This window comes from Nostoc sp. UIC 10607 (assembly GCF_047228265.1).
Classification (GTDB): domain Bacteria; phylum Cyanobacteriota; class Cyanobacteriia; order Cyanobacteriales; family Nostocaceae; genus Nostoc; species Nostoc foliaceum_A.
Genome location: NZ_JBIQNW010000082.1, coordinates 1 through 18,084, shown reverse-complemented (window position 1 = coordinate 18,084; position 18,084 = coordinate 1). Strand labels below are relative to the sequence as shown.

General features: G+C 42.0%; 17 protein-coding genes and 1 pseudogene. 2 read left to right on the top strand and 16 right to left on the bottom strand.

Annotation, left to right across the window (positions count from 1 at the left end):
• Positions 1-976: pseudogene (locus ACEYW6_RS32380) on the top strand (exonuclease V subunit alpha); the annotation flags it as partial.
• Positions 977-1,038: 62 nt separating this feature from the next.
• Here ACEYW6_RS32380 and ACEYW6_RS32375 read toward each other — a convergent pair.
• The 16 genes from ACEYW6_RS32375 to ACEYW6_RS32300 form a co-directional block, all read right to left on the bottom strand.
• Positions 1,039-1,887, bottom strand: a complete 849-nt coding sequence (locus ACEYW6_RS32375) for a restriction endonuclease (protein ID WP_412983012.1) — start codon at positions 1,885-1,887, stop codon at positions 1,039-1,041.
• Positions 1,888-2,476: 589 nt separating this feature from the next.
• Entirely contained in the window at positions 2,477-3,724 is a 1,248-nt protein-coding gene (locus ACEYW6_RS32370; protein WP_412983011.1) for a hypothetical protein, read from the bottom strand.
• Positions 3,717-4,133, bottom strand: coding sequence for a hypothetical protein (locus tag ACEYW6_RS32365; protein ID WP_412983010.1), 417 nt, complete (start codon positions 4,131-4,133; stop codon positions 3,717-3,719). The genes ACEYW6_RS32370 and ACEYW6_RS32365 overlap by 8 nt, the downstream gene beginning before the upstream one ends.
• 52 nt (positions 4,134-4,185) lie before the next feature.
• Positions 4,186-5,949, bottom strand: coding sequence for a type IV secretory system conjugative DNA transfer family protein (locus ACEYW6_RS32360; RefSeq protein ID WP_412983009.1), 1,764 nt, complete (start codon positions 5,947-5,949; stop codon positions 4,186-4,188).
• Positions 5,946-7,139: a hypothetical protein gene (locus ACEYW6_RS32355; RefSeq protein WP_412983008.1), complete on the bottom strand. Its 1,194-nt coding sequence runs from the start codon at positions 7,137-7,139 to the stop codon at positions 5,946-5,948. The genes ACEYW6_RS32360 and ACEYW6_RS32355 overlap by 4 nt, the downstream gene beginning before the upstream one ends.
• Entirely contained in the window at positions 7,129-7,539 is a 411-nt protein-coding gene (locus ACEYW6_RS32350) for a hypothetical protein (RefSeq protein ID WP_412983007.1), read from the bottom strand. The genes ACEYW6_RS32355 and ACEYW6_RS32350 overlap by 11 nt, the downstream gene beginning before the upstream one ends.
• Positions 7,536-8,360 carry a hypothetical protein gene (locus ACEYW6_RS32345; RefSeq protein ID WP_412983006.1) on the bottom strand — a complete coding sequence of 275 codons (825 nt, stop codon included), beginning with the start codon at positions 8,358-8,360 and terminating at the stop codon, positions 7,536-7,538. The genes ACEYW6_RS32350 and ACEYW6_RS32345 overlap by 4 nt, the downstream gene beginning before the upstream one ends.
• A 32-nt stretch (positions 8,361-8,392) precedes the next feature.
• Positions 8,393-9,826, bottom strand: a complete 1,434-nt coding sequence (locus ACEYW6_RS32340; protein ID WP_190900524.1) for a hypothetical protein — start codon at positions 9,824-9,826, stop codon at positions 8,393-8,395.
• The gene (locus ACEYW6_RS32335; protein WP_412983005.1) at positions 9,823-10,542 is read right to left on the bottom strand and encodes a hypothetical protein; all 720 of its coding nucleotides are present in this window, start codon (positions 10,540-10,542) and stop codon (positions 9,823-9,825) included. Before ACEYW6_RS32335 ends, ACEYW6_RS32340 begins: the two co-directional genes overlap by 4 nt.
• Positions 10,539-11,597: a hypothetical protein gene (locus ACEYW6_RS32330; protein ID WP_190900550.1), complete on the bottom strand. Its 1,059-nt coding sequence runs from the start codon at positions 11,595-11,597 to the stop codon at positions 10,539-10,541. The genes ACEYW6_RS32335 and ACEYW6_RS32330 overlap by 4 nt, the downstream gene beginning before the upstream one ends.
• A gap of 4 nt (positions 11,598-11,601) precedes the next feature.
• Positions 11,602-12,333, bottom strand: coding sequence for a hypothetical protein (locus ACEYW6_RS32325; RefSeq protein WP_199345080.1), 732 nt, complete (start codon positions 12,331-12,333; stop codon positions 11,602-11,604).
• Positions 12,272-12,814, bottom strand: a complete 543-nt coding sequence (locus ACEYW6_RS32320) for a hypothetical protein (protein WP_190900520.1) — start codon at positions 12,812-12,814, stop codon at positions 12,272-12,274. The genes ACEYW6_RS32325 and ACEYW6_RS32320 overlap by 62 nt, the downstream gene beginning before the upstream one ends.
• On the bottom strand, positions 12,811-15,549 hold the full coding sequence (locus tag ACEYW6_RS32315; protein ID WP_190900518.1) for a helicase HerA domain-containing protein: 2,739 nt from the start codon (positions 15,547-15,549) through the stop codon (positions 12,811-12,813). The genes ACEYW6_RS32320 and ACEYW6_RS32315 overlap by 4 nt, the downstream gene beginning before the upstream one ends.
• Positions 15,543-15,878 (bottom strand): hypothetical protein, encoded by a 336-nt coding sequence (locus ACEYW6_RS32310; protein WP_190900516.1) that lies wholly within the window; start codon positions 15,876-15,878, stop codon positions 15,543-15,545. Before ACEYW6_RS32310 ends, ACEYW6_RS32315 begins: the two co-directional genes overlap by 7 nt.
• 3 nt (positions 15,879-15,881) lie before the next feature.
• Positions 15,882-16,208, bottom strand: coding sequence for a hypothetical protein (locus tag ACEYW6_RS32305; protein ID WP_242059416.1), 327 nt, complete (start codon positions 16,206-16,208; stop codon positions 15,882-15,884).
• 198 nt (positions 16,209-16,406) lie between these two features.
• A complete protein-coding gene (locus ACEYW6_RS32300; protein ID WP_012412958.1) occupies positions 16,407-16,718 on the bottom strand; it encodes a hypothetical protein in 312 nt (103 codons plus the stop codon).
• Between the two features lie 504 nt (positions 16,719-17,222).
• On the opposite strand from ACEYW6_RS32300, the gene ACEYW6_RS32295 reads away from it, so the two are divergent.
• Positions 17,223-17,615, top strand: a complete 393-nt coding sequence (locus tag ACEYW6_RS32295; protein ID WP_190900514.1) for a hypothetical protein — start codon at positions 17,223-17,225, stop codon at positions 17,613-17,615.
• Positions 17,616-18,084 lie beyond the last annotated feature (469 nt).

Here is an 18,084-nt window from a genome sequence, read left to right as displayed (position 1 = left end):
TAGATTCCACGGCTTAGAAGCAGCTATTACTCAAATTGAACAACAACTTTCATCACAAAGAACTATCTTATCAATTGTTGAAGATATTGAATACTCGGCTGTTGAGTCTACCCTCACCGAAACTTTACCGCAACTAATAAAACAATTCTCTCAATATCACCAGCAGCTAAAAGGAGGAAAAACTAGATTCCACGGCTTAGAAGCAGCTATTACTCAAATTGAACAACAACTTTCATCACAAAGAACTATCTTATCAATTGCTCAAAGTATAGAACAGTCATTACTTGAGTCCATCATTACTGAAACCTTACCACAACTAATAAAACCACTTTCTCAATTCAGCCAGCAGCTAAAAGTAGGAAAAACCACATTTAACCAGTTTCAGCAACTACTGGACAATGAATTCGTAGGGTATTTGACCCAAAAAACTCGAACTTCAGAACACTTAGCTCTTAATGCTATTTCTGACTACGTTGCTCAAGAAACTGTTGCAAGTTATGAGACTGTATCAGCGCTCTCAAAACTGAAAGAATTGCTAAGGGTGAGCCAATCTCAAACTTATACCGAATTTACTACTGCTTTACAAAAGATACTTGACTTGACTGAAAAATGGGGACATCATCAAAATCATTCTCAAGGAAACGTTCAATCCCTCTCAATAGAAGTAGAAACTGAGTTATTAAAAGAGTCAGTTAAATCACACATTAAACAAATAATTCACGGTTTAGATATTGAAAAATTGGCTGCTTTAGTTATGGAAGTAGGAAAATATGTCAAAGGTGAAAAGGTAACAGGAGCAAAGGTCAGCGAGTTATTTACGAGTGTTACAACTGATGCTTTAGCTTTGACTTTTGAGGAGAAAATGAACATCGTTAGGCAACTGATTAGAGATGACAAACCATCGATTCTGAAGAGATTGAAAATAAACCCTCAACAATCAGATGATAACGGGGAGCATCTACAGTTTCGACGCTAACTTATCAGTTATCAATTATCAGGTATCAGATATTTCCATTCATTCATTCATAGGTTAGTTGTTTACTGATAACTGTTCACTGTTTTTACTGGTATTGTTATTCCCACTATTTTAAACTGCTTACCTAAGACAAAATTTACTAGTTTCTGACCGCTCACTAAGATTATTTTGTCGGAGCGACGAATCAATTGTTTTGATAACTGTCCAGTTATGCCAGTATGCACGAAGAATCCACCACTAGCTCCTTCTCCTTCAATACAGCACAGGAAATCTTTGATGTGTTTTGCGCTAATGTAATCAGCGTAACGCTTAACCTGGATTACATAAAGCTTTCCCAAAATCAACACTCGACCATCTATCCCGCCGTCACCAGTGTACCGAAAGTTGCGTTGGATTTGCCAGCCTTGTTTTTTGCAGCAAGTAAGTACCAATTCTTCAAAAACGTAAGGCGATATCCTGCGTAGCGTAGCGATTACTACTGGCAATTTGACTAATTGAGTTATGCTACGAAGCTCAAGTAATACTTGACTAGCGTACTCAATATTATTCAAGTGTTTCTTAAGCTTTTTAGGTAATCTAACCCTTGGTGTTCGTGCTAGGCTTGGTAGTAATTGCTTCTTAAAATTTTTAGTTAAGAAAGCCTTTTGCGTTGGTACTGAGCTTTGTCGTACAGGCTTGTTAAAGTTTTTAGCTAAGAAAGCCTTTTGCGTTAGTGCTGGGCTTTGTCGTACAAAATTTTGAGATGAAATGTCAGACAATTTTGTACTCTTAGGTGGTAATGGCGATTGCTTAAAACCTTGGGAGCGATACTTTGACTTTGGTATTGAAGGTGGAAATAAAACAAACAGCCAAGCTAGAAAAATCATTCCACCCAGTGCAAACAACAAACCAATGATTAGGCTTAGTATCATTTTTACGCTCCCCTTTGATCATGGAACACCATTCCCGGATTTCTCACCACACCTCGGATGGAGGAGTAATGAGTAGTGAGCAAGGAGTAATGAGTAAGGAGTAAAATTCTTAACTTATTACTTATTACTCATTACTTATTACTTATACGTGTAAGCATATAAAAAAGTTCAACAATTCTAGTCTCTCAAAGCATTGATTTTTCGTGGTTGGGTGCAAGTCCACGTAAAAATAAGTTGAACAATTTGGGGATGGAAAAGGGATCACTCTACCACTTTTTCAACACAGAGACACCAAACTCAAATAAAAAAGTTCAACAATTAGGAGAGTGATTCTACCCGAATGTGGGCGCGATGGGCTACGCCCCGCCGGAGGCGATCGCTCTAGTAATAACGTAGCGATCGCACGGCGGTAAGACTTGCGAGCGATTCATGGACGGATGCCTGGAGCGGGGTAAAGCACCCAACAGAAATTGTTGAACTTTTTTATTTATTGTTGGACTTTATTATTTATTGTTGAACTTTTTTATTCCTCTACAATACGCAAAGCAGCTTGTGAGAAATGCGGGCATTGCTCCCCTTTGATCATGGCTTACCTGTGCATATTTCTAAATTGTGATTCTTGTTGAGAATCCTGCTGAATTTGATGATGCATATCAACAACAGATTGAACCTTATCAAGTGCCTGTAACTGTTTCTCTGAAACGTTAGCCGATAAAACTCCATCAGTGAGAACAGTCTCGCCGTTTTTGGCACGAACAATTACATTATCGCCAAGGCGTTCAAAATCAAAATTTGTACTTTTAAAACTCTTAGAACCATCAGGGTTATCTTTGCCCAAGATATTCAGCATTGCTTTGACACTCTGTTCAATTGCTTGACCTTTAACATCCTCAACAGCAGCCTGTAGTTCAGTTCGAGTATTGTCAATAGCTGACTTGACACTCATAAGGCTTTGATCAACCGTGTTTTTAACACTATCTACCTGTGTACGTATCTCTTGAGTTAAGTTACCAACTTGTTGATTGAGTTGATTTCTTACACTGTCAGTCTGATATTTAACTTCATCCTTGAAGCTAGTAATTTGTTCATTAATTTGAGATTTAAGTGAAGTAATTTCCTTTCTGAGCTTCGTTACTTCGGGTGTCAGCACATCTTTAATCCGCTCAAAAACATTCTTGGCAGTTTGTTTTACCTTGTTCTCAACCGTACCCACCCAATTTTGAAGAACCGTATTTTGAACTTGTGGTAAAAACCGTTCATTTACCTGTGACAATGCTTTTTGGGTGTTTTCAATCAACTGTTGCTGCTTCTCCAAGGATTTACTCATTTCGGCAACTTGAGCAGCTAGTTGTGATAAAGATTCGGGTGAAAGCTGTTCTGATTTGATACTATCTACAAGTTTTTGTTGTTCACTTAGTTTTTTCTGCAATACTTGCACTTGTTTTCCTAAAGCTTCTACACTGTAGATTCGCTCATTACTTACAACTTTATTTTTCTGTGATGCCGGAGCTAAACCTAATTTGTCAGTCAGTACTTCTCCATTTTTAATATGGAATACTTTTTCATTACCAATTTTAATAGAAATTGCACCTTGAGAATTTTTTGGGTCAGACAGAGCTTTTTTTAAGTTCTCTACTATCGTTGGTGTTAATAAGTTTTTAGAGGGTGATTCTCCCAATGTTCCTTGATAAACTTTGCTAGAGCTAGAGTAAATATGAACATCCTTGCTGGGATCTAATCCTTTTTCTTTAGCTTTCGCATGGATGAGTTTCAGGAGAGATTCTAAAATTTCTAGATAATCTCGCTTAATCTCTTTAGCTTCGCCATCATCAATCATTATTTTCACCTTTGAGAATTGACTGAATTAACAGTTCAGGATTAATCGCTACTTCTGGCAAAATTATGCCACCGAGTTTATTAAGAACCTGTCTCCCTTCAACTTCAATGTAAGCAAATTCTCCATCAATCATCACTGTTATCGATGATGTATTTTTTTCAGCATCAGCCGGGACATAATCTTTCAGAACACCATTTAATACAAAAATGTTGGCATCATCTGCATCGCCGCTATAGACTTCAAGGCACTCAGGAAAATAGTTAGCATCAAAAGGCAAGTTATCCCAACTATCAGCAGTGTTTAAAATCTCGCTTGGATATTTATCTGCTAGGGCTGCTATATCAGGAGGGAGTTTAGCAATTTGTTTTCTGTCATAATCAGATAACGGGTAAAACTTACTTGGCGACATGAATTTTATCCTAAGTATTTTTGACTTCCATTTTATTCCAGACAATATTTCTTTAAATCAGACTCGCATATTCTGATAATTGCTCTTGATTTTCTATCAAAGGTAACAATTTTATCGCGGAGGCTCGGCGAATTTTCATTTCTTCATCTGCTGGAGTTAAGAGAGTAGACTTTTTAGATAAGAACTTTTGAAACTCGTACCAAGTTTTCACACTGTCAGCTTCCGATTGGATTTCATGTTGAGGAATTTTAATTGATTGCAATATTGGCAAACTTATTTGACCACGAGAACGGAAACCTGGACTAATAATTACTGCTTTCCCCGATGGTAAAGTGTTAAATTGATTGACATCAAATAATTTTCGGGTACTGTTTTGGTCAGAATTAGAAATGCTTGCACCACCCTTGCCTCCTGATGAGCGAGAACGTTGCTTGTATTTAATTTCCTCTTCACCTAAAAACTTACTAAATCGTTCGGCGGCTACATCATCTTGGGGATTAAAGAATGCTTTGGTCGCACAACCACCAAATATTGCATTAGTTGTGTTTTCACCATAAGATTCAATCAGCATTGAGAGATTTTGTAAACCTAAGATAGAAATTAGTCCATCCTCGCGGTTCTGATTCAGCCAATCAACCAGTGCTGGTAAATATAATGTGGGTAATTCATCAATCCCCAACACCAAAGGACAAGTACGTTTGTTAGCTACATTCCGACTAACTAATAAATGCAGAATCGAGACAAGCAAAGGGGCAATTACATCACGCTTTTCTTTGTTCATCCCGAATACCACCATCTGCCGTCCCTTCAAATCCAGTGGAATATTAGTTTTTCCACAGAATGCTGCTAAGGCCGAGGGAACCATAAAACGACTGAACAATCCGCTAGCTGTACCCACAATACTAGCTGCTGTTTCTGGCGACCCTGCAACAGATACAAACTGTGCGAAAGCCTCTCTAACCATGAAGTTTAGTTCGGCGGCTTGCTCAATGCGCTTTACTAACTTTGGCAATCCTAGTATCGCTTGGCACATCATGATATCTGGATACTCTGTGCCCTTCGCCAGCATAAAGACGGCTTGGACTAACTGATCGCCAGCGTTGGTAAAGAAGCTATTTCCAGAATCTTTATCACCCAATTGAAAGTTGCGATTGAGTGTAATCGCAAGCTGCCGTGCCATTTCTGAGTCTTCATTACTGCGAAGAAAGTCTATAGGGTTGGCAACTGCTGAAGAAGCAAAGCCTGGGGCAAGCACAGTAACCTGATAACCGCGTTCTATCGCATACCCTGCAAGTATTGGAGCTTGCCCTTTAGATGGAGAATCAGCTGATTCCTGGGAGGCGTATTTGAAATCATATAAAGCTAGAGGTAAGCCCTGATCAATTACAGAGCGAATCAGGGGATTAATCATTGAAAATGACTTTCCACTCCCTGGGCCACCACAAACTAGGATGCCTCGCTGTGCCTCTGGAAAATAAAGGGTTGTTGAATCTTCAGGGATGCAAGTTCTACGGACACCATTAATAACTTCACTCGTTGTATTCTTGGGAGTTCCCACATACAGCGATACTCGGTTATGCAAGCGTTGCTGGATTTGTTTACACGCCAACTGACGAGCCGCTGTTTTCTCTCTTGTCCCGCCCCAGCGCGCTGTCGCTAGCTTGGCAATACCTCCCCTACTATCGATGATTTTGGCGATTACAATCACCGCGCCACAAACGAGTACCCCTAAACCTGCGGGGGATAACAGAGCCGATTCAAGTCCTGCGGGAATAAATTGATTTGGCTTAACCTCTGTCTTAGGAGTCCCTGTCATCGTCCCGTCCCCACGATAACCAAATCATTCTCACTCACGGGCAACCAGGGAACTGGGCCAATGAAGTAAGGGGTACAAGTTTTTTGCTGAAATGGCGGTCGCGCACAGATCCTAAAGAATAAGCCAAAGTCGGCAGTCCCAAGGGATTCATTAACTCCAGTTAGCGCCACTTTGAACCCACTACCATACACTAGCCGCCCCGTGGGTTCCTTGCCCCCATTCACGGCGGCAAGAATTCCATAACCGCCCTTAACTTGCTGAGATGAGCCAGATGCCCAGCGCTTGCCATATAAGCCCCCTTGTTCGCCAGCAAAATCCCCCATCTCTAAGTATGAGCATTCAATGCTTGGAGGACAGGCGACCTCTTCAGTGCGGTCGCCTCTGACAACGCTGCCAGACACAAAGTAATTATTCCCAGCCCTTCTGTCGCCCTTTTCTGCCGTACCAAGTACAACAGATGCGATACCCACAACACCAATGCCAGAGCTAATAGGCTGAGGCATTTTATCAAAGGGAACTTGACTTAATTTAGGAATTTGATTGACATAAGCTTGCTGCCATGATTTAAACTTTCCTAATTGAGTTTTGTCCAACCCAGGAATTGAATCAAGCGAATATTTGCTTAGGTCAATCTTATCTAGTGTCAGGTTTGCGGCTTGAGGATTTGAGGCTATGGCTTGAGAAATAGTGCTGCTACCCAGTCCAGCACCATTCTTAGAAAATAGAGCCGCTAATGGAGGAACTTCTGATAGGCTCAGATTGCTTAATTCAGGCATTGCTTTAACTAATGTTTTTGGCGTTTGCCATTGCATTAATCCAAAGTCTTTGAGGGTGGGTTTGGTGGTTGTGCCTGTAGTGGGCAAAGCCACCGTGTCAATGGACTTTAAGCTCAAGGCAGACATCTTAAAGGCATCATCTGCATCCCCCAACATCACAACAGAGTCTACTTTTTGCCCTGCTGTCCACGAGCGCGAGGGGTCGTAGCCAAAAACTGAAATCAGGTTTTTAGGTATCTTTAAAAATCCTGGCTGTTGAACGGGTGGCAAAGTATCCCATGTGATTTTCGACCAGTCGGGGGCAGCCGTCTTGTACAAGCCTTGTGAATAATCGATTGTTGGTGTCTGTGCGACTGAGGCGGAAAGCGGAACTAGAGAAGCTATTGCAGCCAGTAGAAAAGGCTTAAGTTTCATGATTTTTGTTAAAGTAATCGGGACATTGTTCTTGATTGGAGCCACGTGGATGTACCGCACAAATCAGTTTTTCTTGGTCGTATTGTCGTCCATGAAAATAGGCACAACTCTCACATCCACTTTTGTCTTGCTGTAGCTCTACATTTCCTGTTGGTGCTAACAGCTTTTTGGATTTTCTGTACTGGTTTATTTGCAATACAGTTAAGGTTGCAAAGGGCATGGGTAACAGCCATTTTAAGTAGGTTGTTGCAGGACCAAGCTTTGTCTGATCCACAACCAAAAGAGTAGTCAAAAGCAGCAAATAGCCGATTGGTGGAAACATCCATAACTCACCTTCACACCTACACGAATCCAGAAAATCGCCTAATTCTTGGCGAATAGATTTAGAAAAATTGTTCACAACTGCCCCCATTGGAGTAATTGATTAAAAATGGTTTTATCGACCTGAGAAAGCGAAATTGCCTCATCTCTAGTCTTGCCACGCCGTAACAATTTAATTGCATCTTGTACCTTGTTCCAGGTGGTAGATCCGGGTTTAACTTGACCTTTGCGCCCAGCTTCTGCTAGCCCAAAAGCGAGAGCATTAGCATCGTTTCTCTGAATCGCACCATTTAGCGTAGTCCCAGGATTGGGGCGTAAAACGGCAACAGGCTGAGGGACTTTTATTGTTTGTGGTGGCGGCGAGGGCTGGTGGACTACTGGCGGCGCTGATTGCGGCTTTTGAACTGTTAGCGGTTGCGGCGACCTCTGCCTGATGATTGGCAATGGCCGATCTGAGTCAGATTTAATCACTAAGCTTGTATAGGTTGGGTTGCCAGTAGCGGGGACTATCTTAAATTGATACTGCTTTTCATTGGTAAGTAATGTAATTTGAGTGCTTCCATTACTGCTAGAGGTAACAGGAAACTTGATCGGGTCAATCTGGCGAAGAAAGATTACAGTCGCTGTACCTCCCGCGCATTCAGAATCGCCGCCTGATGACGGGCATAAACCACCGTTTGAGGTAAAAGCGAAGCGACTTGGATCGCCAATCCAAACTTGCTTGATAGTTTCCCCAGTAGACATTAAATTAATAGTTAGTCCATAGCCTTTCCATACTTTTAATTCGATAGCGCTAGAGTTTGCATCATTCTCGTAAACCGTTCGGATGGGTATCGCCGTTGCTTTTGCCGCGCTAGTTAAGATTAAAAATGCTGCAATAATAGTGGTTTTCTTTAACATTTATATCCTCAGTTACCGTAACGTTATTGTGACTAGAGCGATATTGTTTGATTAACGAATATTTGCACTGGCTTACCAACATCGATCACAAATACTTCTTCTCTACCACTTAACTGTTGAGAACGGGCGACATTTGAACTTTTGATATTATCGAGAACACTATTAAATGCACCCTCTCCAAAAGCGGCGGATAGGTCTTTTTGATCGTTGGTAGTGGAGCTAGTAGAGAAGCCATTAGAGTTACTGCTGACTTGAGTTATGGGGCGATTCTGTACTTCGGCAGCTTTGGCGACCCCCGCAACAATAGCAGAGATGAAATTGTTGCCCAGATTACTGCCTCTGCGAGACTCTGCTTTTAAGAAACCACCATCCTTGGCCATTATCAGAACGGCATTTTCTGGGAGTTGCTTTTCTTGCGTATCGCCGTTTATATTGACCAACACTGAAACACCACGCAGTTTGGCGAAACCCGAACCATTGGACTCTGCTAATTGAACAACCAGATAAGCGCCCACGGGTAGTACGTCCCTACCATCTGAGGCTTTTAAGGGTTTTGTTAGTTTCACCAAGTAATTCTGGTTGCCAGCGTCACCAGTGCCCCAAGCGATCGGCGTTTCTAGCCTACCCTCTGCGGTGCTGCCAACAAGTACGCGAAGAGCGTTGTAATTAGTGGTAGTGTTCTGCCCGACTTGTGTAGCTCCTCCCGTACCTCCTTCAATTCCAGTAGTCTTGATGGGTTTTTCGCTTTCTGATTCATCGACTGAACTCCTGAAACTGCCAGCGTTTGCAGCGAGAAGCCATTGCTGAGTGGGGTCTTGGGTGGGGGCGTTGCTTGCAGCCGTTGGGAACGCCAAAGGAGATTGTCTGCTCGGCTGGGCAATTTGGGGCTGGGGCTGGGGTCGAGGCTGGGGAATAGATACTCTAGCCTGGGGGAAAGTTCTCGGCAAAGCTGGCTGACTGGCGACTGGGTAAGAACGTTGTCGGCGCTGCACTGGTTGCATCGGAGGGGTAACGGGTGCGATTGGGGCTGGGGCTAAGGTTGCGCTAGGAGTAGGCGTTGGGCTAGGCAAGCGATCGCGAATCTGCTTTAACTCGTAATTTTGGCTAGTCAGAGCAAGCGCTGTTTTATCCTTGCCTGTCTCATTTTCCGGCTCTGCTAGGGGCGTTTGCTCTTCTGTAGGCGGTTGCACAATGCCCTTAGAAAACTTCAGCACATTCATTGAGTTGCCTAGCATTGCCCCAATGAGCGCCACGAAGATAAAGCAAATTAGGGCAACAACGCCCATTTTTAAGAGTGGAGATTGCGAGACTGTTCGAGCAGTAACAATTTCTTCTGGGGCGGGATTCTGTTCTGGTTGAATTGAATCATTAGCCCTTGTTGTTTTAGCACCGTTCATCGCGGCAAAATCTTGCTCTTCTATCTCAATAGTTGCCTCTGGCAAAGCTGACTGGGTATTCTGGCTCATAAATCTAAATCTTGGATTTTATAAATTTCTAACCCCGCTTTACGAACCCTTGATGCGGTTTCTTGAATATCGGACGCAAATCTAGGCAGGGCAGCCGTATCAATCGCCCTGACAAATACAGTTTTGTTAAAAGCGATGGGCTTACCAACTAAGTTGCTGCCTTGGAAAACAACAATCTCTGCAACCATATCTACTTTCCATTGCCCATCCTTAATCCGAGTCGGCTGACTGATTAGGCTGACTTTTAGGATTGATTGCGTAGACCCATTAAAGACATCGGGCGGCGTAAGATTACTTATCTCCTCAAGGAATGGTGCGCGAAAATCTTCTGACAACGCAAAACCCCAAGCCCATGCACTAGTAGTAATCTTGGCTTTTGATGTCGATATCCCAGGATCTAATTTTAATTGTTTGGTGGGGTCTGGATTGTAATCATCAGTTGGCTTGGGGAGTGCGTTCCAACCCAAAAGCCCTGTCATTGTTTTACCAACAAAATGGGTAATAGCTTGTGCGGAACGATCGCTACTACTGATAGGCAGAACTCGAATCGATTCTCCGTCAGATAATTCCACCAAGGTTGAAGCTTTAGTTTTAGAAATTGTTCCTAGTCGAGCAAAATTTACAACTTCTATTAATAGAACAATCGCCAATAAAACAGCATTGACTATTAAGAAAATTGGGGTAAAGTTTAACTCTTTTCTCTCTAATATTTTCATCTTCTTAAACCCACAGACAATTTAACCCCACTGGTAAACGCTGAGAATACAGCCATCCCGCCCCCCGTGCCGATGGCTACCGCGAGTAATGGCGAGAAAATGGCTTGTAGTAGTTGCAATAATAAAGGATTACTCGAAGGTTTAGAAACAATTGCGCTGGCAATAATTCCGACTGTTATCGAGTACGAAATGAGAACCAATGTTAGTCCTAGCCAGCCAGACAACCAAGCATAGATAGGCTTGCTTTGGAAAGGCAGTAAAGATAGAACTAGGAAGACAGGAGCGACGAATGCAATCATTAAGAAGGACAGTTGGACGATATATTGAAAAGCTGCTGATAGCCCACTGAGAATTACATAAACAAAGCCTTGGATTGCACTATTGATTAGTTCACCGCTAAGGTCTAATGGATTCCAGCTTCCGCCCCCAGAACCTGCACCAGTCTTTTCTCTAGCTTCCTGTGCGGATTTTCGAGTCTTTTCTATAGAATCCTTGATGCAAGCTTGCTTCTTGCTTAATTCTTCTCCTTCTTTCTTCTCCTGGCTCAGTTTTTCGCAATCGGATAAGGCTATCTGCGCGGCTAAGATAAAGCTTTGGTCAGCGTTTACATTTCTGATAGCATCTCTCAAATTCACTCCATTTCTAGTAATATTTAAAATGTTTCTATTTAGTCCAGTGGATACGTTTTTTAAGGCGATTGTCGTGTTGACGAGAAGGAACCCGTTGTTACTCAGCATGACAATTACTAGCAAGGGTAAAACCATCTCGGAGATCAAATCAAATCCAAATCCCTCTTCTGCATATTTCCTGTACCAGCCGAATGAAGCAAAGCCGATCATGACAACAGCCGCAAGAGTAGAAACGGCAACAACAGCCGTATAAATTGGGTTTGTTCCAGATGCCAATTCAGACCAATCATTCTCAAATGATTTATAAATTAGGTCTGCGCCATTAATCGCCCCTTCTACTATTTCTCCGGCGTTTGTAGTCCCTGTATTTTCCCCCGCTTGCTGTCCCGTAGTTTGAGCAAAAAGAATAGTTAAGAACGCTATCATTTGATTATTGATTTTTCCAGAATGAATCGTTAGCTGCGGCAGTTTGGATGATTTGACGAGTAGCCGCATTAGATTCCTGATCCTTTGCTGCCGCTTGCTCATCCATGCGACCGGAAATATCAGCAAGATTGATATTTGTAACTGCCAAGGAACGGGATTGTTTCTGCGCTTCTGAGTGAATTGATTTAGCAATTACAACGCTTTGTAAGTTTTGAATAGCTACCTTTTTGAGAATGTCTTGGGTGATGACATCATCCTGCGCGGCAATCGCATTTTCGCTTGATTGGGAGGTAGCATCATTAGTTGTTTCTGCTGACTGTGACTGGGATCGCTGTCCTTCAGCGCCAAGAACTGATTGAGACTGTCCGCGTGTATATTGTTGGTTCCAATCCTTGATGGCATTGTCGGCTTGGATGCGAGGGTCTAATGTCAGCAACGTTCCTTCTTGTTTCGCAATGACCTTCTCAATGTTCTTACCAGCTTTTAGGGGATCAGGAATACCTAAATCCCCAACGCTAGATTCAATCGCCTGGGTTAATTCTGCTGACAACTTGCCCAAACTTTTAGAAAACTCTTTCTGATAATTACTAATGTAAGTCTGCAAACTACTATAGATTTGTTGAAATTGAGTCAGAAAAGATTGGTTTTGATTAGTTTGAGCGTTGGCTGGGAGGCTAGAAAAGGATATCAAAATCACTGTGCCTGAGATCGCGATCAATCGTTTGGTATCTTTCATACAAATTATCTAGGTTCACTACAAAAGGTTTTTTGGTACAGAAAGATTTGACAGTCGCCTTTTTTTTTGCTAAATCAAAGGCAACTGCTGAAACCATTAATGTTTTCGGTGCATCTTCCTTATTTAACAAGCTCGTAAAAAAGGGGTCGTCAAACGGTAAAGCATTAGGCGGAAGGGTGGAAGCCGGAGATCGCAAAATCATAACGTACCCCCCAGGATCGGCGGAGTCCGAATTGATTCCTGGTTGTTTTAGTCCCCGGAGGAACTTATTTTGATACTTCACTGCTTTCAAACTAGGGCTGTTTTTAACTGCATCTTCGCCCAATTTTATGTAAACCCCGCAGTCGTTCTTTGCATTGCTAATAAGTTTTTCGTATTGAGCTTGATTGTATTGCCAAACCTGAAAGCTTCCTATTGACGCAACACCCGCGAGTATCGACAGCAATAACTTATTTTGAATAGCTAATGATAGTACCTTCATAACGGCTTTCCTTGCTTAACGCAATCGACATAATACTTAGAAAATTCTGCCACCCAGGTAAACTTGTCTCTGTAAGTTTTCTTAAATTTATCTCGTGTGGATTGTTCCTCTCTGCTATTAGCCACCAACGCCAACAGTGGATAGGATGGATAATATCTGCAACGAACATATTTGTTGTTGTAGTCCAACAGCCACAAAGTGTATAGCTGTTGAATATTTGGGATAAAACTCTCGTTTTTATCAATAATTTCTCTAGGGATGCCCAGCAACTCAGAGAAACTATTAGCCGCTCCTGGAACAATCCTCCCAATCAACCGCAAGGGCATATTTTGTAATATTTGTTCTCCTGCTGAGGATTTGGCAATAGAAATGATATCTTGTGCAGCCAGAAAAACTCGGCAGCCTTGCTTTCGAGCCGTAGCGCATTTACGACCCGCAAGCCGCGATAATGCGGAAAATCCCAGCAATACGCTAGCCTCATCCATAAAAAATACACTATTGGGGGAAGAGAGAGATTGACGGGATGCGGCGATATATGCTGACATCCCAAATACCTCTGCGTCCTTTCCTGATTGCAGATTAGTGAGGGCAAAGGTAATCAACTGGCTATCGGCTTGAAAAGTTGAAGGCTTGCAGATAGCGCTACCAATACTACTTGCTTGCCAATACTGTAATCGCAAGCGAATATAATTTAACGCTTTTTCTACGTTGTCATCCTGATAGCCTAACGAAATCCACTCAGGAGAAAAGAATTTCTCCATATCTACCAATGTCGGTGTATTCGCCCACTCTGGGGTGTTTATCCCGGCTTTTTGCGCTAATTCAAATCGCTCTTGGATTTCGGTATCTTCATAAAAGGCTTTTGTACCCAACGGAATCACAGACTCAATAGTTTGGGCTAGCAACCCATCAAACTTTTGTGTACCTAAAACTAGTTGAAGAACGATTAAATTAATATCATTTCTGTGAGCTTTTGTCCTCTCCTCCCACTGTGACTCAGGAATATTTGATAGGTCTAGCGGTTGTACAAGATTGTTTGATTCCTTAGAGATATCAAAATAAAACCCATTAAAGTAGGGCGTGAAATCTCCAAAGGTTCCTGAACCATCATCATTTGGCAAGTCAATCATTAATACTGACATTCCCAACGCCAAGCATTGATAAATAATAGAGGCGATAATTACCGATTTCCCGCTCCCAGTAGTGCCGATTACCATCATGTTTTTCGGCTTTGACAAATCGATATAGACTGACGATTGCCCCTCATCAGCTACTAATTCAAAGCCTTGTTTATCGCCGTGCGCTGTTTGCACAACTGGCGTTAAACCAATTACTTCACTAGCAAAGAAAGTGGCGCGTCTGTTGAAAGGAAAAGTCAGTTGTGGTCGTTGTCTCAACAGCAAAGTGTCAAGCCAGATTGACCATGTATATTGCATTTCTCTAATCAACTCGGCAGGCTGATTGATATACCCTGAAATCAGCCTGCAAGCATCATCGATTTCTTCTGGAGAGTTACGATAAACAAGGATTATGACAGCTACATTTTCCGGGACATCACCCGTGTATAGCTGCTTCTGAGCATCGACTGACCGCTCCGTATTAATTTGCGCTCCTACGTCAATAGTCTTTTTGCTGGCGCTAGCGGAGGCATTTATTGACCGCCTCGTAATCAATTGTTGGGTAAGCCTAATCATTTTTTGATCGGCTGGGCTAATCTCTGTTATTATCTCAACATCATAAATAACCTCGCGTGAGAATACGTCCCATAAAAAGCGTATTTGCTGATAGGTTGAAGCAAATACCTCTGGTTTTTGAGCAAGCGTCATTACGCCGACATACTTCTTTTTGTCAGTACTTTGATGGGGCAAACATACCCAGCGCCTGTCCGCGTAGGGTATACCGTTATTTAAAAGTACTGAGGTTGCGTGTAGCTGGTCGTTGTATCTCTCTGGTTTAGGCGCGGCTTCGTTAAATTCCTCTTTTAATTCGCCAGTGTCATAAACTAAGGCATGAGGCACTTTTGTCGGCTTTGCACCCATTCTAGAAACTAAATCACTCCACAATTGCTTGTCTGATTTTGGCGAGGGGAACAAGCCCATCTCAGATAGTATTTGTTGATGACGCAAAGAGACAATTATCGCTTTTTCAAGAACTTGAATTAAGTTTTGAAGAGTGAGTTCGGTCGCTCCTGTTGGGGTGAATTTGCGCTGTAAAAAGTTCGCCAGCTTAACTATCGCTCTATCTACCGCGTCACCACCTTCGGTACCTCCTGGGCGGACAGTGAAAGTCGTGTAAATACTGAGCTTAATATCCTTGCGCTGATGGTTACGTGTGAGTTCCTGCATTCGGGCAACCTGCCCCCAATCAAGAAACTCACTCTCAGGAGATACAGGGCTAGCTAGCCTCTGACGATAGTCTTCAATTACTTTGTCTTCGTCGCAAAACGAAGACCAACGAAATGTGAATTTCTCACCCTCGGAGAAATCTTTACAGCCGTTCTCAAAAGCCTTGGCAATTCCCTCTAGTCTCTCTGATGAATTAAACAGTGGGTGAAAGCCAGTGCATTCATATCCGAATACTAATTGCAGCGTGTTGTTAGTGTCGCTTACTTGTTTTTTGCTCAACAAGTAAGCTCCGATTTGATAGTTCTCCTTTTTTAGTTTTACTAAAGTTGCTAAGTCTAAAAAGTCTTCAAAGGGTACTATTTTTTGATTACGAATACTGCTTTTTACCATAGCTTAGGCATTTTCTTGTGACCCGCCCTTTTTTTGTTTTGGGGCGAAGTATATCTGATATAGCCGCGAGTGAAAACTGGAACGCTTGGGAACACTCTTGACCAGAACAAGTAAGGACGCTTCCCAGATAAAACTATCACCGTGGCACTCAACCAAACACCAGCCAGCAGTCCCCAAACTATTCCTGCCCCAAACATAATCGCTATGATGAAGCCCATGCCAAACATAAATAAGGCGACTGCAAATTGAAATCCAGTGAAAATACCGATTGAGGCATTTTGTCCGAGTGATTGGTTTACGCGCTTGAGGGATTTGTTGTACTCGCTCATAAATTAGCAAGCGGCTGTAACGCCGTTAAATAAGATACTTTGAGCAATCCAAAGCACCAGGATTATGAAAAATACGCCTACAGGCTGTTGAACCATCTGCGTTACTTCCTGCCCCTCTCCTATCCCGTTGGCCACCTTAAGCCCAGAAGCCACAAAGTATACAAACAAAAGCACTGTGATGGTTGCATTTATAACTGCCGGAAGTGCTTGAATCGCAGCCGCGCCGCCAGCCGCACCACCACCAATACCGCCAGCGCCGCCGAACATACAAGTCATTGCCACCTGGGCCGAATCGAACAAGCCCCACCCATAAGACGGCATTGACTGCATGACAATGATTGTCGCCGTACCTGCCGCGTAAATGTGATGCTGATACTTGCGTCCAATCGCCGCGAGTGTCTTAGCAAGAACTTGAGATTGTGTTCTTCGCACAGAATTATTAGATGTCAAGGCAATTACTCCTTTTTTCGTTGTTCTAGGAAAAATCTAAAAATCACCTTATTACCGAAGTTGGAAGTAACAAAAAATCTACTTCCAACTTCCCACTTCTGACTTGTTTAATGCTCTTTGTTGAAATTCACTTTCTATGTCAGCTAAAGTATGTTCCCTAGCTAGTGAGCGAATTTCCTGAAGTACTGCAATGTGACACTCGTATAGTTTTGCATAGCCATCTAGACCACCTGTTTTTTTGTTGGTGAACTTCTGGAACTCTGGCAAGTACTTCCGAGCTATGTTCAAATATGCTTGTAGTTGTCTTGCAGAAACCTTTGGCTTTAACATCGCCGCAACTTCTGGTCTTGTTAGTTCTTCATTTTGCCAGGTAAACCTCCCTATCCCCATGACTCTGAGAACTTCTTGGAACTTCTAACTATACATAAAATACCCGCCTTTTTCGTGGCGGGGAAGGGGACATTTTACCCAGTTAGGAAACATTTATAGGTAAAAAGCAACTATTTTTTTCCCTTCACGTTCCCACTTCTCATTCAAAAGCCAGCAAGTTATATGAACAACCTTCATTGGATTTCGATGCTTCTTTCCACACCTGAACCAGCTTCGGACAGTATCGTAACTTTCGTATCCTAATACGAACGCCATCTCTTGATAAGTTAATTTCCACTTCTTCTTAAACTCTATTGGGTGCATAGTATTTATTTGATACTTGCATAAGGAACTCATTTAATATTTATAACATAATTACTTAGTCAAATCTTTATAATTTTGTGTCAAAGGATAAATAATCTTCTTATATTTATTTATCTTAATATCTTGATAAAAATATTAGCTATTATCGGATTTATCCAATTTATTTATAATAGAGATATTCTCTTTTAACCAATCAACTTTATGTCCAACACAGATACTAATTTTCATCAACTCTTTCAACCCAAAAGTCAATTTAATGAAGATAACGAAAATCCCACGCTATTACTCAATCGCCTAACTCCTACTGATGACCAAATCAAAGACTGGCTACAATCACCACAAATCAAACAGTGGCTTACAAAGCTACTAATGGGCATACCGAATAATCTCAAGATAGAAGCGATAAATACCATCATCAAAAATGTTACACAAAACCCAGACAAAGACTGTCGAGTACAATTCGGTAGTTCAACTATTGGAGTTGAGGTTTTACGGTGGCAGCTTTGGGCATTCTATAAATTACCTTACGCCAGTGGAATCAAAACTCCTGATTGCCCCTACACTTTAAAAAAACATTTGGATACTCCCGACTAACTTCCCAGATCACATAATCCCGAAGTTTCATTAAATTCCCACACAATACCCGATCTATTCTTACCAAAACTACCATGCTTAACTGCGAACTGAGAATTTCTTCCACTATCTCACAAACAGCAATTCCAAATAAATAGATAAAAGTACGATTTTACTCCGTACTTCCGTCTCTTGATTTTTAATCAATCATCGTTATATTTTGGAGGGTTAAGTAGAGAGCAATGCAACAGGCGATCGCACATCTTAAGGGCAGGTACGCCACCGCTTGACTGCCATTAACTTAGTAGATGACTAAATCTTGTATTGAAGCCAAATTTGATGACGTTAACAGAAACATTTCTTTACATCCCTTTTAGGCTCTAGCCCATGAACATCTTTCATCGCACAAGGAAATTCTTTAGAGTTCGTAAGCCAATTGGATTTTTGATTTGAGACGATGAGTTAGCTTTAGAGCTACCCTTGTAGAAGA